This is a genomic window from Shewanella sp. (assembly GCF_013214165.1).
In the GTDB taxonomy this organism is placed as follows: Bacteria; Pseudomonadota; Gammaproteobacteria; order Enterobacterales; family Shewanellaceae; genus Shewanella.
In genome coordinates this window covers 91432-107273 of sequence record NZ_JABSSM010000001.1, presented here as the reverse complement: position 1 = coordinate 107273, position 15842 = coordinate 91432, and the positions used below count along the sequence as shown (strand labels likewise).

Annotated in this window: 13 protein-coding genes; 1 reads left to right on the top strand and 12 read right to left on the bottom strand. The window is 46.3% G+C overall.

The annotated features are described in order from the left end of the window. Positions 1–97: 97 nt before the first annotated feature. Positions 98–1327, top strand: a complete 1230-nt coding sequence (gene sstT / locus HRU42_RS00475) for a serine/threonine transporter SstT (RefSeq protein WP_295027977.1) — start codon at positions 98–100, stop codon at positions 1325–1327. 25 nt (positions 1328–1352) lie between these two features. Here the strand turns inward: sstT and HRU42_RS00470 are convergent, their stop codons facing one another. The 12 genes from HRU42_RS00470 to HRU42_RS00415 form a co-directional block, all read right to left on the bottom strand. Further along, entirely contained in the window at positions 1353–2126 is a 774-nt protein-coding gene (locus tag HRU42_RS00470; protein ID WP_295027975.1) for an OmpA family protein, read from the bottom strand. Beyond that, the gene (locus HRU42_RS00465) at positions 2123–3355 is read right to left on the bottom strand and encodes a glycosyltransferase family 4 protein (RefSeq protein ID WP_295027973.1); all 1233 of its coding nucleotides are present in this window, start codon (positions 3353–3355) and stop codon (positions 2123–2125) included. Before HRU42_RS00465 ends, HRU42_RS00470 begins: the two co-directional genes overlap by 4 nt. Before the next feature lie 75 nt (positions 3356–3430). Continuing rightward, positions 3431–4966 carry a lipopolysaccharide biosynthesis protein gene (locus HRU42_RS00460; protein ID WP_295027971.1) on the bottom strand — a complete coding sequence of 512 codons (1536 nt, stop codon included), beginning with the start codon at positions 4964–4966 and terminating at the stop codon, positions 3431–3433. Beyond that, entirely contained in the window at positions 4945–6138 is a 1194-nt protein-coding gene (locus tag HRU42_RS00455; RefSeq protein ID WP_295027969.1) for a glycosyltransferase family 4 protein, read from the bottom strand. Before HRU42_RS00455 ends, HRU42_RS00460 begins: the two co-directional genes overlap by 22 nt. Beyond that, a complete protein-coding gene (locus tag HRU42_RS00450; RefSeq protein WP_295027968.1) occupies positions 6135–6542 on the bottom strand; it encodes a hypothetical protein in 408 nt (135 codons plus the stop codon). The genes HRU42_RS00455 and HRU42_RS00450 overlap by 4 nt, the downstream gene beginning before the upstream one ends. Beyond that, the gene (locus tag HRU42_RS00445) at positions 6514–7869 is read right to left on the bottom strand and encodes an O-antigen ligase (protein WP_295027967.1); all 1356 of its coding nucleotides are present in this window, start codon (positions 7867–7869) and stop codon (positions 6514–6516) included. Before HRU42_RS00445 ends, HRU42_RS00450 begins: the two co-directional genes overlap by 29 nt. 11 nt (positions 7870–7880) lie before the next feature. Next, complete coding sequence (locus HRU42_RS00440; RefSeq protein WP_295027965.1) at positions 7881–8954, bottom strand: polysaccharide biosynthesis/export family protein; 1074 nt, start codon at positions 8952–8954, stop codon at positions 7881–7883. Continuing rightward, on the bottom strand, positions 8947–10944 hold the full coding sequence (locus HRU42_RS00435; RefSeq protein WP_295027963.1) for a Wzz/FepE/Etk N-terminal domain-containing protein: 1998 nt from the start codon (positions 10942–10944) through the stop codon (positions 8947–8949). Before HRU42_RS00435 ends, HRU42_RS00440 begins: the two co-directional genes overlap by 8 nt. After that, complete coding sequence (locus HRU42_RS00430; RefSeq protein ID WP_295027961.1) at positions 10928–12070, bottom strand: alkaline phosphatase family protein; 1143 nt, start codon at positions 12068–12070, stop codon at positions 10928–10930. Before HRU42_RS00430 ends, HRU42_RS00435 begins: the two co-directional genes overlap by 17 nt. Next, entirely contained in the window at positions 12036–13283 is a 1248-nt protein-coding gene (locus tag HRU42_RS00425; protein ID WP_295027959.1) for a glycosyltransferase, read from the bottom strand. Before HRU42_RS00425 ends, HRU42_RS00430 begins: the two co-directional genes overlap by 35 nt. 44 nt (positions 13284–13327) lie before the next feature. Then, positions 13328–14494 (bottom strand): glycosyltransferase family 1 protein, encoded by a 1167-nt coding sequence (locus HRU42_RS00420; RefSeq protein WP_295027957.1) that lies wholly within the window; start codon positions 14492–14494, stop codon positions 13328–13330. A 61-nt stretch (positions 14495–14555) separates the two neighbouring features. Further along, positions 14556–15818: a glycosyltransferase family 4 protein gene (locus HRU42_RS00415; RefSeq protein ID WP_295027955.1), complete on the bottom strand. Its 1263-nt coding sequence runs from the start codon at positions 15816–15818 to the stop codon at positions 14556–14558. Positions 15819–15842: the final 24 nt, after the last annotated feature.

Sequence of the window (15842 nt, the reverse complement as noted above, 5' to 3'; positions counted from 1 at the left end):
GTTCCCAGTGAAGGAAGAAGATTCAGGTGAGGCATAGGTTTTGTAAAAACCTATGTAGCCTGATTAAAAATAAAACATAATAATGACAGGTCTATCAATGAAAGAAAATCGAACTCTGTTAGCAAAAATTGTTAACGGCAGCTTAGTGCTGCAAATATTATTTGGCATCATAGCCGGTATCTTAGTGGCGACGTTCTCAGAAAGTGCAGCCCAGAGTGTTGCCTTTTTAGGCGGTCTCTTCGTCGGCGCTTTAAAAGCCATCGCCCCTATTTTAGTCTTTATTTTAGTGGCGGCCTCTATTGCCAACCAGAAGAAAAATGCTAAAACAAATATGAAACCCATTGTGGTCTTGTATCTGTTCGGTACTTTCGCTGCGGCACTTACGGCAGTGTTGATGAGCTTCGCATTCCCAACGACTCTGATATTGGCGACGGGTATTGAAGGTGCGACTCCACCCGAAGGGATCGGTGAGGTTATCCATACTCTGCTGTTTAAGGTGGTAGACAATCCCGTCAATGCCTTGATAACAGGCAACTATATTGGCATCTTGGCCTGGGGCGTCGGTTTAGGCTTAGCCCTGCATCGTGCCAGTGAATCGACTAAGCAAGTATTTGCCGATGTCAGCCATGGTGTCTCTGAGATGGTGCGATTCATCATACGTTTGGCCCCTATCGGTATTTTCGGACTGGTAGCGGCGACATTTGCTGAAACTGGCTTCTCCGCTATCGCAGGCTATGCCCAGCTGTTAGCGGTATTACTGGGGTCGATGGCGATCATCGCACTGGTGGTTAACCCCATCATAGTGTTCATCAAGATCCGTCGTAATCCCTATCCGCTAGTATTTACCTGCCTGCGAGAGAGTGGCGTCACAGCCTTCTTCACCCGCTCCAGTGCGGCAAATATTCCGGTTAACATGGCTCTGTGTGAGAAGTTGAAGCTCCATGAAGATACCTATTCAGTATCGATCCCCTTAGGGGCAACCATCAACATGGGCGGCGCAGCTATTACTATCACGGTATTAACCTTAGCTGCAGTTCACACCATGGGTATTCAGGTTGATATGCTGACAGCCATTCTCTTGAGTGTGGTCGCTGCAGTTTCGGCCTGCGGGGCATCCGGTGTGGCTGGCGGCTCTTTACTGCTTATTCCACTCGCGTGTAGCCTATTTGGTATTTCAAATGATGTGGCCATGCAGGTAGTTGCGGTGGGCTTCATCATAGGTGTTATTCAGGATTCGGCGGAGACGGGCTTGAACAGTTCTACCGATGTGATATTCACCGCTGCAGCGTGTGAAGCGGCCGAAATGAAACAGAATAAAACCAGCTAACTGATCCGTTAAAACAGATATAAGTTTAGTTATTGAAAGCTCCCGGGTTCTGCAACCCGGGAGTTTTTTTATTGCCTGTGCTATCCCCTGTATCATGAGCCTGATAGAAAACCAGTACCTCAACTAGGCGATCGATTTGTTTGGCTAGCTGCTGTGTCTGGGTAACAGATACACGCTCGCCGTGATGAATAACCAGTAATTCTTTAGGCTTGATAGCTAAGCGCTGTAAACATAGGGTAATGGCGAGTGACCGGCGATGGCTCAAGGCTGTATTGTACTGCTGTGAGCCTGTTTCATCGGCATAAGCGTGCACCTCTATCCTGTCGGGGTCTGCGTCAAACTGGTTTATCCAAAGAGTAAGCCGCTGTATTTCACTGATATTAAGCTGGTCTTGATCGAAGTCAAAAAACAGCTGTAGACGTTTAAAGTAGGGACTGGGCTGCTGTTCTAGTGTGCTCTGGCTCGGATTCTCTGAAAAATCATATTCATGGGGACTAGGCTCAGTCATATAAAAAGTCAGTAGCGTTGGGATGGTCGGTATGCGCAGGCTCTGGATCTGGATGAACTGATGTTCGTACAGGGGCACAGCGATAATCTGATTAATTCTTGGGGCCCCGTGCCATAGCCAGGTTTGCAGCGGTGAATGACCAATATATTGACCATCTTTATAAATGGCAGCCTCGGTTGGCTTGGTCTCTATGGTTAATAGCTTGCTTTCACTGCCTTGGGGCACATCTTTGGAACTAAGCTGGGCACAGGCTGCAATTAACATGAACATAAGCATCAACAGATATTTCATGATGAAATTTCTTCATACAGGTTCGCCAGACGTTTGGATATGGCTTGCCATGAGTAGGTTTCGACGGCTTTGAGGGCATGAGCTTGAATGTACTTATAGAGCACCTTATCGCGTAAGATCTTGGTCATTTCTAGGCAGAGGCAGTCCACAGACTCAACGTCAAAGAACAAGCCATTTTCGCCGTTTGTTACAAAAGAAGGTAATCCTCCGACATTACCACAAAGGACTGGAGTGCCAGATGCCCAGGCTTCAAGCACGACAATGCCGAAGGGTTCATAGAGGCTAGGCAATACAAACAGTTCTGCGGCGGCATAGGCATTGGCTAAGCTAGGGTCATCGAATTTCAGGTTGATGATAAAGCGAACATCTTGCTGCAGTTTGAACTCAGTCCGTAGGCTCTGTAAAAGGTCAAAATAGTCCTGATCATAAATAACGCCAATTAACACCAGTTTTAACTCAGGGGAGTGCTGGTGTGCTTTGGCAAAAGCCCTGAGTAAGCTTGCTTGGTTTTTTTGCGGGGTAAAACTACTGACGCACAAGATTATCTTGTCGGATTCGGTGAAATGGTACTGGTTAATAAATGCGCATGCATCACCCGAGGCAAATCTTTGCTGGTCAACGCCATTGGGTAAATAGATCACTTTTTGTTGGGGATATTTTGCCGCTATCTTCTCCCGCTCGTTTTCCCCTACGCATATAACGGCGTCTGCACCTTCTATCACCTTCGCGCTTCGTATCAGGAGATCGAAGGGTTTGCCCCAGTTAAAGCTACCTTTCAGGGGGAGCATCATATCGTCTAGTTGCTCTTTGGGCAGACCCAAATAGCCGCCATGAATACTGACGACATAGGGGATACCTTTCAGTCGAGCGGCGATGCGGGCCAATGCCCCCAATCTGCCCATGGTATGCAGGTGGATAACACGGATATTTTTACTGAAGATAAGATAAAAAAACAGAGGCAGTGAGAACATATTCCCGCCGCGTTTATCGAGCAGGAGTCTATGCTTCTTCGATAGACCTAGACGAGTATAACTATAGTCAAAACGTTTAACTGGAATGCCGAAAATACACTCATGCTTATTGTTGGATAAGGCCAGTGTCGTCACGCTCTCAAGCTGGTATCCGATAGATTTAAGCTGATGTGCAGTTTCAGTTATCACGGTTTCGGTGCCGCCCCATTCATCTTTTACGAATCTGCGGGGAATATTGATAATGGTTCCTTTGGTCATATTCTTGCTCCAAAAGTAGATGTTGAAAATTCACTCACCTAATTATGATAAATACTAGTCATGTATTGGCTCGATTTACAATTTCAACTGCCAGCTAGGCAGCATAGAACTGATGATGCGTTTCAATTGATGGCGCTCACCGGCAGACAGACAACACTTGTAGGCTGAAAAGAGTGCCGGGATCGCGCAGATCACGCTGACCGCAATGATATGCAGCAGAGAGTTATAACTTGCTGTCACTTGCTCAAATAAGACTAGCCCAGCGGCGTACGGCAGGCCAACGGTCAAGCCGACGATAATCAGTGGCTTGTAGGACTGCCAATGTGATGTGTTAGTGAATTTTCTTGTCATGGGAATGTTGACGAAGATGGCCAATAGGATATTGGGAATGAGTGTGCCCAAAGCCACACCTAGGATGCCAAGGGGGTGTATCAGCAAACAGCTTAGTATCAGGTTGGCGATGCATTCGGTTATTCCTATCCACATCAAGGGTTTTTGGTAACCACACATGAGTAAGATTTGATTGGTGGTATTGCGATAAATAACCAGAATGGCGATATTGAGTAATAAAATCCGTGCACACCAAAAGGTTTGTTGATTATCAATCTCGAGCCAGATCCGCAGCAGATCTTCGATAAAAAACCATGAAGGCACAATGAGTAAGACCACGATAAGACAGACAAAGCGTTGGCTACGGAGTAAGAGTTGGCGTAACGCCTGTTGATCTTGTTGGGCGTTAAAGCTTGAAGACATAGGGGCTAACAGGTCATGTATTTGCGAGCAGAGCAAGCGGAAAATCTCGGCCACACGAGTCGTTACGTGGTAGTAGGCCACTAGGCCTACACCAGCCAGGGCTGAGATGACTATCTGGTCGGTTCTGAAAACAATCAAGTTACTGATGGTGATCACATAGGCGCAGAGTGAGAAGCTCATCAGTTCGACCATTTTTGTTGGGCTGTATAAACGCCATGAGAGCCGTAAGCGAGGCAAGGCACGCTTGGTGGCGATATACATGGCAATATTCGCTAAGCATTGACTGGTGACTGCGATAACGGCGAGTACACGTATGTCGGCATGCATTCTGAGGGCTATCACCAGGGCAATACAGTTGGCTATATCTCTGAGTACCTCGATACGATTGCGGATCTGGATGCACAGAGCGCCGCGCAACACCTCCATAAATATGCCGAAGGGGAAAAGCAAGCCGGTACCGATACCGAACAGCAGAAAACATTGGGTGTATATGAGCCCTTGTCCCGGCTCAAAGACAAAGATGACATGTAAAAATGGGGCACTGAGGCAGGTGAGTAACACGATGACAAAGCCTAATAAGAAATAAGTGCCGAATAATGTCGATGCCGTGCGGTTATAGCTTTTCCAATCTTGATGCACCAATACTTCACTGGTTTTTTTCTGTAAGGCGATGCCAAAACCCAGATCCAGTAACACCGAGTAGCCAAATATGGACCAAAGCAAGGCCCAAAAACCATAGGACTCCTTGGGTAACAGGAGGAACATCTCCCGGGTCAAGTACACCATCACCACAAACTTGATGATGGTGGCCAAATAGTTTGACGCGGTTAATTTAATTAATTGTTTAGTGCGAGGCATAATGCATGATCCTCCACCGTTTGGAGCAGAACTTGTTCCACTTTCGCCTTGACGCTCTCCAGTCGAAAGTGAGCGTCGACATGCTGATAGCCGGCTTTAGTCATGTCATTATAACGGGCAGGGTCGTCGATAAGCTGTGCCATGGCATCGGCTATGGCGATAGGGTCCTCTGGGTCGATCAAAATGCCCAGCTTATGCTGATTAATTATCTCGGCCGGCCCGAAACGGTCACTGGCGATGACTGCCAAGCCATTGGCCATGGCTTCGATGATGACCAGACCAAAAGGCTCAGGCATCAAGGTTGGCATCAGTAACACATGGTGTGCTTGATAGACCTGCTTCATGTCATCGGTAGGAGGTAAAATCTGTACATGCTCTCCTAGGTGCAAGGTGTGGATCATCTGTTCGATAACCTGCTGGTAACTGGGCTCTATCGGGCCTATACAGGTTAGGCTCAGCGGTTTTTTAGGGCATTTATCGAGCAATAATTTAAATGCCTGTAGGCTTTGCTCTATTCCTTTGATTTGACATAGTCGTCCACAAAACAGGAATGAAGTAGGCTGCTGACGCTTGCTTTGAGGCTCAGCGCCCAATTGAGTACCATTGTGTATGACGGCTACATTTCGGGCGTTGAGCTGCTCTTTAATGGCTTTGCCCAACCAGTGAGAGCAAGCGATGCAGGGGCCAAAATCGAACTTTCCGCCAATCAGACCCGGTAGCCAAGGTTTTACCTTACGTTTTAGGGCATTAATAAAGCCTGGACGAATATAAGCGGCGGGCCAAAAGTCACCAATTTCATAGAGTTTAGCAATACCACTATTTTGGCTGGCAAGTGATGGTGCTAAAGAAAGGTATTGCTGATTCCACAGATAGATAAGGTCGGGTAATACCTGTTCAATATATTCTTGGCAGATTTGGTAGTTAGCCGTTTCAACCTCGGCTCGTTGGCGATAGCTGGGGTTATCATAATCAATATAAGAGAGCTCCCGATGGACAGCTGCCATTTGCTGAATGCTTGATTGAGTACCCTGACCTTTATTCCCAGTCAGTACCGTTACCCTATGCCCTTTCTTAGTTAAGAATTCCACCGTATCTCTACAGGCGAGTTCATAACCGCCAATGTGAAAGGGTGGGTAGTAGTTACTGATGATCAAGATATTGAGTTTTTTCATAGTAATGACCTAATTAAATCGACAAGGTGAAAATTCTTAAACAGGTCGACTCCGAGGAGGGATTTGATTTCGTATGCCACCCAGAAGATGATTAAACTGGCCAGAATAAAACATATTCCTTTGGAAAGAATAAGGGTGCCATTGGCGAGTAAACCGCTGACGATAGGGACGGCGCTGGTGCGTTCTCTGGCGCGAGAGTCGAGTCCCCAGTACAGCACCAGATAGAAATGCCGGAAGCACCAGAAGCTGAGCTGGAGTGAGAGTAGTTTTTGACTGGGTACGGACACTGCCCGGTTTAATACTCGCAGAAATTCCTCACCTTGCTGGCGAGATAAGTCGGCTTTGACACCGGCAGAAAGCTGCTGATAAAAATAATTAGCATCTCTTTCGTTTGGCTTGGCCATTGAGCTCTCCTGTTTGGATCATTCGGTCCATGGTGGCAATAAGTGCAAATACCAACATCAATTGATAAAAATTATTGGTCTGTTTCAGCACCCACTCTAAGGTGGACTGCAGATAGATACAGGTCAGTGAAGCAATCAAGGCAATGCAGATATAGCGACTCTGCGAGCCTTTCAATCGGAAATAATTGTTGATGTTTTTGGTATAGAAAAAGAGTAGCAAGCTGATAAAAATAATCAGGTTTAACCAGCCTGTTTCGGCTGCAATCATTAAGTAAACGGTTTCCACCAAACCATGTTTTTCATCGGGATCATTTTCGTCGACCATGGGGATATGTGATGAGTATGAATAGGGAGGATTGATCTTATGCGCGAAGTTATTCAAGCCCACACCAAGCACCTTGTCATTGGCCATATAGAGCGCTGCTTTGGCGAGTCGAATTCTCACCATCTTTGACTCTTCCGGAGCGGATAAGAATCGTTCAAGAATGGTGTCTGAGGCCTTGATTAATACTAGGGTTCCCGCCAGTGGTAGGATGATCAGTAAGATCAGGTGACGCTTTCTGACCTTGGCATTGCTTTGTTTACTGACGACTGAGATGAAAAACACCATTAAACTATTGAGAATAAACAGGGCAAGGCCTGCGCGAGAGAGTGTGGCGAGTATGCAGATAGAGGCCATACCAAAGATGGTGAACCAAAACCAACTTCGGCTGCTGGCAACATTGAGCAGATAGGCATGGGCCATGGCGCCAAAGATTGAAACATACATCACCAATGAGTTTTGATGGGGAAAGGGGCCTTTACATTGAAACATGCCGAGTAGATATTTTTGTTTCATGACAGAGAGAAAGATGTAGATGATAATGGCGCCGATGGTGGTCATCAGCCACTGCAATTGCCGCTCATTTCTCAGGTAATTTGCTATGGTCCAGAAGTAGACATACATACGGCACATCTTGAGAATTTCGAAGGCGGAATAGATCCCAACATCGGCATTGATGATCGATGCCAGGCTAAATAGAAAATATAACAGGTACAGACTTGAGCCCATTGGAAACCAGTCGATGGGCAATTGATGCCTGCGATTAAGCACTAAACTCAGCAAAATATACAGTGAAATATCCACCATGCCGAATTCAAATCCTCTAGTCGTGCCACGATAGGTCTCCATGGAGACAAAGTTGATATCGACCATGTCGCAGGTAAAGAATATCACCAGAAAGAACACTAATTTCTCGCAATTTTTAGAATGCAGGCAGCAGAGGTAACCTAGAGGTACACCTATTATTAAGGTCATGAAGAAGATGAGGTACTTAAACTCAGTCATGTCTGCTGTCCTTAATTACGACTTTGTAAGTCGCTTACTCTGTGTTCGAGTAATAAGCCTGTCAGCATGGTTTCCAGCGTTGGCATTAACTGACTGAGTAATGCATTCCACGAGCCGATCATACTCTTGGGCACATAAACCAAATCGTTGGGTTGAATTAAAAAGTCGCGGGTTTCTCCGTTGAGGATCTTGTCTATGTTGACCTTATAGACCAGGGGGTGTTTGATGTTGCCGCGGATCACCAGCACATGGCTATTGGCGGTAAGTAATAGGCCTTCCGCTCTCGATACCAGGCGCGCTAGGGTCATGCGTTCACTGTAGCCATAATAGCTAGGCTTATTCACTTCACCTGTGATAAAAACTTCCTGACTCATGGAGGAGGCAATATAAACGTAATCCCCGTCCACTAAGGGGACATTGTGATGCATGTTTCCTTTACGTATAAGCTTAGTTAAATCAACGGGTAATAAGTATTCCCCTCGCTGGATATAGGAGTGTTCTAGATCCGCTAATTCGATGGTATTGTCATCAAAGACACCCGTGGAGAACCCGCCTGCTAGGCCAATGGCTTCGGCGGCTCTCAGTGAACCATCGAAGTAATATACGCCGGGGTGAATGACTTTACCTATGATGGTGATGGATGCACTACGCATGTCGTATGGCATCAGGGTCACCTTAGGAAAGTGAATATAACGCTGTAATTCTTTCTCAATTAGGGCTGTGGCCTGTGGCACGGTTTTCCCCGCAATTTGTACATCACCAATGAGTTTAAAAGTCAGGCTACCATCGAGTTTTACTATCGCCTGTTTACTGTCTAAATCAGGCTCGCCATAAACAAAGACATTAAATTTATCCCCGGCTGAAATTTCATAAGTACCGGGTTTCACCTGGTGTAACTCGGTTAATTCTTGCTCTCGGCGTTGCAGGGAAATATGTGCTGGTTCGTCTAAGGTCTCTACATCAGCTATTTTTTGCAGTACTAAGGGTAATTCAAGGGGCGGGTTACTAGTGGGGTCTCGGCTGGCGCAGCTCGATAACAGAAGCGTCAGTGCAAGTAATCTAGTGAACAGGATAAAATTAGGCATGGTAGATGTCCTTAGGTACTTGGGTGAGTATGATCCCTATGGGCTTAATATTCTTTTCGCTCAAGTAGTTGCTCACTCTATTAAGCTTGTCTTTTCGCGTAAATAGGCTTTTTGCTATTAACAGAATCGCGGCAGGGGAGTTATTGATCACGCTGTAGAGTTGCAAATGGCGCTGGGCAGGAAAAAGCTCCCAGATAACGACATCATAGTCCTGAGATATCGCCTTGATAGTCACGTCGAAACTGGCTTTATCCAGATAATTTAAATATATGTCTTGATCGTAAACGAAGTAAGCATGATCGATATTATCGGCAATATTGAGTGGCTGCCATTGGGACTCTTTTCCGTAGATGAAGGGATTGAGTACGGCCTCATCGACGTTGTCGCCTTCTTCAACTGACTCAATATACAGAACGCGCTTGCCCTGACGCAGGTAAATATCTGTGAGGGCATTGGCGATGGTGGATTTACCTTCATGCTGGTGAGTGCTACTTAAGGTGATGAGTTTACTTTGATTGCCACTCTCACTTCGAAGTTGTTCAAGGTTGCTAAATAGGCCCTGAAATGCGCTGTAATAGTGGCATTCTTCGACTGTGTCTTTATCGGGAAGGACACCGATTAAACGTTTGCCGTCTAGGTCATCGCGGGTTTTCACTCTTGGATCGAAAATGACTCTAGCGATCAGTACCAGTGCGCTAATGGTAAAGCCAAATATGCCTGCCGCGACGGCAATGAGTTTACGATACGAGCGCTCAGGATATTTTGGCGGCAGCGCGTTTTCGATGATTTCAAAGTCACTGATATTCGACTCTAACGCGAGCTTAGAATCGGTGACCCTGCCTTCCAATGTGCTGACCAGATGACGATATTCATTTATTTGGTCCTGATGACGCTGATGGTCTTGTCTTAGGGCACTGAGTCGCTGCAGACTGGCCTTGGTATTATTAATGCCAAGGCGATAACCGGCTAGTGACTGATCAGAGACATAAAGGTCAAACTCATAATGGATCTTCTCCAACTCTAGCTCCAGATAAAGGGGGTTTTGACCATAGATTTTTGTGCTGGCCTGGCCGGTAACAGACGTGTTGTCGGAATTACTCTGCAGGGTGGAAATTTTTTGTTCCATTGCCATGACTTTAGGGTTTTGTGAGGTGTATTTCAGTTTGAGCAGTTGTAGATTCTCACGTAGTCCATTGATACGGCTTACCGCGGTACCGGCAACCATGGTTTCCAGTGGGATCTCCTTTGGAATGGTGGTGAGCTTTGAGATTGTCGCTTTTAACTTGGCTCTTTTTTCGTCAGTGGCTACCTGGCTTTCGATGTATTTAATTTCTAACGTCTGTATTTTCTGGTAGTTCGATGCCATCTGTTCGTCAAATGACAACAACTGGTGTTGCTGCCTGAAGTCGGACTCTGCTTGCTGTGCCGCTATGAGTGCTTGGCGGCTTGCTGAAAGCTCATTGAGGAAGTAGGTATTCACCTTTTGTGCGGCAGAGTTTTGTACGCTGGAATAGGATTCAAGAAAGACCGCACTGACAGTGTCCGACATCTTGACTGCCATTTCTGGCTGGTGCCAGACAGCGGCGATATTGATAATATCTGAGCGATTGCCCCGGCTGATATTGATGCTGTTGTACAAGTCCTCGGGTGTGAGGGAGAGCTCCAAGCGCTCGATAACCCTAAGCAGATGATCCCGAACCAATATCGTTTGCATTATGGTGTTGAAGTCAATTTGCAGATACAGGTAGGGGATGTCAGCTTGTGAGGACATATTCTTCTGATGGCGGATGATGATGGTGTTGGCTTTCCAGCTATCTTTTATAAAATATTTAGTTAACAGTAGAGTCGTGGCGCCGCACAATATGGCCACCAGAAATGGTAACCATATTTTGCCTTTTAATTGGGACCAAAGCAGCTCCAGATCGATCTTAAGACCACTGGTTTCAGTTTGAGGCCCCTCGGCGGAAGAAAACTCAGGTACTGAGTTCATGCTCGATGATCCCGCGGATATCAGTGATACTTTTCACGTTTGCCGTGATGGGTTTGTTGGCAGCGATCATGGCGTAAGAGTCTTTGTCTTCAGGGTGATAGCCATGCATTCCAGGAATGGATTTAAGCCCCATGTAACAGGGCGTGATGAGCATACCTGGCTCCATCAAGAAGAACAGCTCACCAAATCTATGGTCATCAAAATACACATGCATCTTCTTCAGTTCATCGTCTTCGACGATCGCGCCGTGGGTTTGGCCTTCGAGTACCCCGCGAATGATGGCCTCTGCATCTGGCTGCATAAACCAAAAGCGCGCCATGGTGGAATCGTACATGGCAACATAATCTTTACCGTATTCCAGCCCGGTCGCCTGAATATCTGGAATGAGATCGATATCCCCAGTGACATCCTTCATGCCGTGGTCGGAAATGATGTAGAGCGCCACTTCATCATATTGGCTCAACGCCAGTTCATATAAGGAACGAATTTGTTGGTCGAGCCAATTTATCTGTTTTTCAACGGCCGGGTGATTGGTGCCATATTGATGCATGATGCCATCGAGCCTTGGCAGATAAACATAGTTAAATCGGGTCTCACCCTTCTCTATTTCGGCGCGGTTACTGGCCAAAATCTCTGGTTCACTATGACGCCAGTTCGAACAGTAATAGGGAATATCTTGGTTGACACACCAGTCAAATATGGTGTCCGTAGCCATTATTCCACCGGGGACGAAGTAGTCACGCTTCTCCAGATAATCAAAATAGGGCAGATGAGCGAAGGGCACCGAATACATTTCGAAATAACCTGTATATCCGTATACCTTGGCCATGACCTTGCTCAGCCAATGGCGTACACGGCCACGATCGAAAATGGCACTGGGAAGATGTGCTAGGTATTTAAAGGCTTTGAACGGAGATTTTTCTGGGTTGTAATTAAAGCAAGACCAATGGGTATGTTCGTCCGGAAAGCGACCCGTGAGTATAGAGGGGTCGGCTCCGGAGGAAAAACCGAAGGTGGTTTGCAGCGGATGGGCATCTTCAATGATCCCTTCAAGAAAGCCGTATCTCTGGTAGATCTCCCAACCAAATGCATCAATAAATGTAAAAAGAGTCAGTTTCTTTGTCATGGGCCTTGCTCCAGTTGTTTTTTGTATGCTCCTGATAATAGTCAATCAATCGTCGTGCCAAATCTTTCCAGCTATACTTTTCCCTCACAAGATCAGCGCCTTGCTTTGATATTTTAAGGGCGAATGCTAGGTCTGATAGGGTCTTTAAAATGTTATTCGCAAATTGGGATGCATTGTCGGCGTAGTAAATATGTTGCTGGTCGCATAATGCCAAGCCTTGTGCACCGACCCGGGTGCTAACCACAGGCCGCTCCATTGCTAAGGCTTCTACGAGTTTTAGTCGGGTGCCACCGCCGATGCGAAGGGGGCAAATATAGACATCAGCCATGGCGTAATAGGGACGTATATCGGCGACTTCACCTGTAACGACAACTTGTTCACCATTTTGCCAAGAGTAAACTTCTTCCGTAGGCTTAGTTCCAACGATAATTAAGCGAGCATCAGGAAGTTTTTCTAGTACCTTGGGCCAGATATCTTGTATAAACCAGCGCATGCCGTCTAGGTTAGGCTCGTAGTCCATGGTGCCAGTAAAGACTAAGGTTGGATTATTATTAATGGGTTTTTCTTGTGGGTAAAAATAGTCACTGTCGAAGCCATTTTCTAATACCAATGGAGGCGTGTCGAGTTGCTGGTGGTGCATTAGGTAATCTTTGTCTTCTCTTGAGCACACCACATGCAGGGGGAATCGTGTGCTTAATCGCTTCTCGAAACGGCGCGTTTTAAACATGTTCTCTCTGGCTGACAGACGGCGTTTCCAGCCCCGTAAATAGGGCAGTTGCTCTAATTGGTATTCGCTATCTATCCTGCTATGGTCGTTAATTAGCGGGCATCGACAATCTATGTCCTGAAAATACTGAGTCATACATATATCACTACAATGCACTAGGTCAAATGAATTAGATTGCACCAACTGCCTGAGTGCATGACAGATCTCAATATCAAACCAGTGGTGTAAGGTATCGGGAATAGGATCCAATATGCGTTTTGACAGACTGCGCCAGGCTTTTAATTTTATGGGCTCAGTGTGGAACTGGCTAAATGGCAATAGTGACTGTAATTCTTCGGCTCGTGATAGCTCGGCATCGTTATGGGTCAGGCTAAAAAAAATCACCTCATGCTCATCACATACGGCCTTAAGCAGGTTAAACACGCGTTGGTTGGTTCCACTGTTAAGGGGATAGGGGATATAAGGTGTTACAAAAAGTACCTTCATTATGTTCTCCTTGTCTCGATTGTTTTTGAGATCTTGTTAAGTGATCAAGTGTTCATTTTTTCCTGCTGGTTGCTTAACGTATTGAGTAACATTCTGGTATGTACTCCCCAGTCGAACGCCGTTACCCGTTCGAGTCCCCGCCGGATCAATTCTTGCTGACAAGACGGCTGTGTGAGTATTTTTCCTAGGCATTGGGCCATACTTGTTGAACTTTCTGGGTCGAAACAAAGGGCTGCCTCTCCCACAACTTCCGGCATCGCCCCCCGATTAGAGCAAGCCACAGGTGTTGCGCATGCCATTGCTTCCACAAGAGGGAGTCCGAAGCCTTCATAAAGCGAGGGCATCACAGACGCTGCTGCGCCGTGATACAGGCTAGGCAGATCGCTGCTATCAACAAAACCAAGCACCCTAATGGAGTTTGCTGCAGGTGAGTCGGCAATTCGCTTAAATACCACTTGGGCCCCTGACCAGGCACTACCGACAAACACCAAGGGGTGCTTGTTACGTATGGTCTCGGGCAGTTTTTCATACGCTTGGATCAGGCCGATATGATTTTTCCCCGGATGTTCTATGCGCGAGACATATAACAGGTAATCCGGTTTAAGCTGCAGGCGCTGCAAGCGTTTGGCGTGATCAGTGGGTTGTTGCTCATTGAACAGACTCTTGTCGTATCCATTGTGTAGCACACTGATATGATGAGCCGGAATGTGCAGAAACGTTTCCATATCCTTACGGGTATTGTCACTCACGGCAATGAGATGAGGGCGGTAGGGACTGGTTCTGGGTTGTAGACATTTGGGAATAAGATGACGAATGTAGTGCATACGAAGCATATCGTATTTATTGGCGATATGGCATTGGGACAAATCGTGAAACGTGGCAACCGTAGGCAAGGGATAATGACTCAATACTCGGCGATTGGCAGCCGGTAAAATAAGCGCATCATAATGGCTAGTCTTGAGTCGTTGCTTGAGTCTGTAAGGCAGTACCCAGGTGTGGTAAACCATATTGGCAATGGGGTGGTTTAAATACCAGGGCAGTACCAGCAGTGTTTGTCTTGGGTGTTCGATGGGCCAGAACTTTTGATCCCTGTTATTGATTAACACAGTAACATGATGTGATTTGAGTAATTCAGTCACCACATTTTGCATATATTGAGAAATGCCTGATTTGCCGCAATCGAAGCCGCAAGCACTAAATATAAGGCGCATATTTTTCCCTCTTGTTAATATCTTATCCATGAGATACTAAGTCCTGTGACCCGTTCATTCGCTACTTACTGTAATGCCAGTTCTCTACGGTTCGATAAAATGCCTCTAAATGGGAGACCAGTCGAGGCCAGCTGTATTCGCTTTTAACTCGAGCAAGCCCATGTTCAATAAGACGTTTCGCGAAGGATGGTGAGCTTAATACCTTGCAGACATTCGCCTGCAGTGAGTCCAGGTTGTCTGGATTAAAAAGCAAGCCATCTTGATTGTGCCTGATCAGGTGAACCAGGCTGCCGACACGACTGGCAACCACAGGTAATCCGGCGCTCCATGCTTCCAATACCACAATGCCAAAGGGTTCATGAGTGGAAGCGAGTAAGAAGCAGGACGATTGTTGATACAGAGCTGGCAGCAATTCATCATCGGGCTCAATGCCTGGAATAATAGTGACATGGGCCTGCAGTTTAGTGCGCTCTATGCTTCTGAGTAATTGACTCAAGTAACTTGACTGGATCACCGGGCCTGCCAAAATCAATTGATACTGAGTATGTCCCCTCGCATGTAATCGGCTGAGTAATTCGATAAGCATCAGTTGGTTTTTCTGACTGTCGATGCGCCCGACCGATAGCAGTAATTTTCGGCCCTTGGGTATGTGCAGATGTTGGTGTACATTCAGGCTCACGGGTGTTGAAAAACGGCTGGAATCCACTCCGTTTGGCAAATAAATTACTGGTTTATCAGGGAAACATACTTGGGCTTTAAGGTACTCATTGTAGCCAATACAGATGATGCCACTGGCATCGGTCAATACTTTGTGCGGTTGCATAAGCAGATCGATAGCCTTACCGGCATTGAGGGTGTTTTGCAAAGGTTTGCTCAGGCTGTCTATTTCGGTCTTTGGAACCGTAAATTGACCGCCGTGTAAGGAGATGACATAGGGCAGTCCACGCCGCATGGCTGCATATCGCACCATAGCAGCCATACGCTGCATGGTGTGGCAATGATATAAACGAAATTCACCTCTCAATAGTCTCTGGCTAAGGGAGAAGGAGTAGGGATTTCCGCCTTTTTTATCCAGATTGAGCCTCTTTTCTTTGGTTAACCCTATATAAGGGTAATGGTAGCGAAAGCGTTCGATAGGGATGTTATCTATCACCTCCGATGAAACGCTATTGAGTGCTTGTGTACACAAAATATGACTATCGATGTGATGTTGTTGTTTTAAGCCCAAGCTGGTATTCCAAACGACACCTTCCATGCCCCCCCATTCCTTTATATGGAATCTACGCATGACTTGAGCGATAGGGTATTTGTCGCGATTTTTCATATTAGGTCCCTGATATAACTTGAG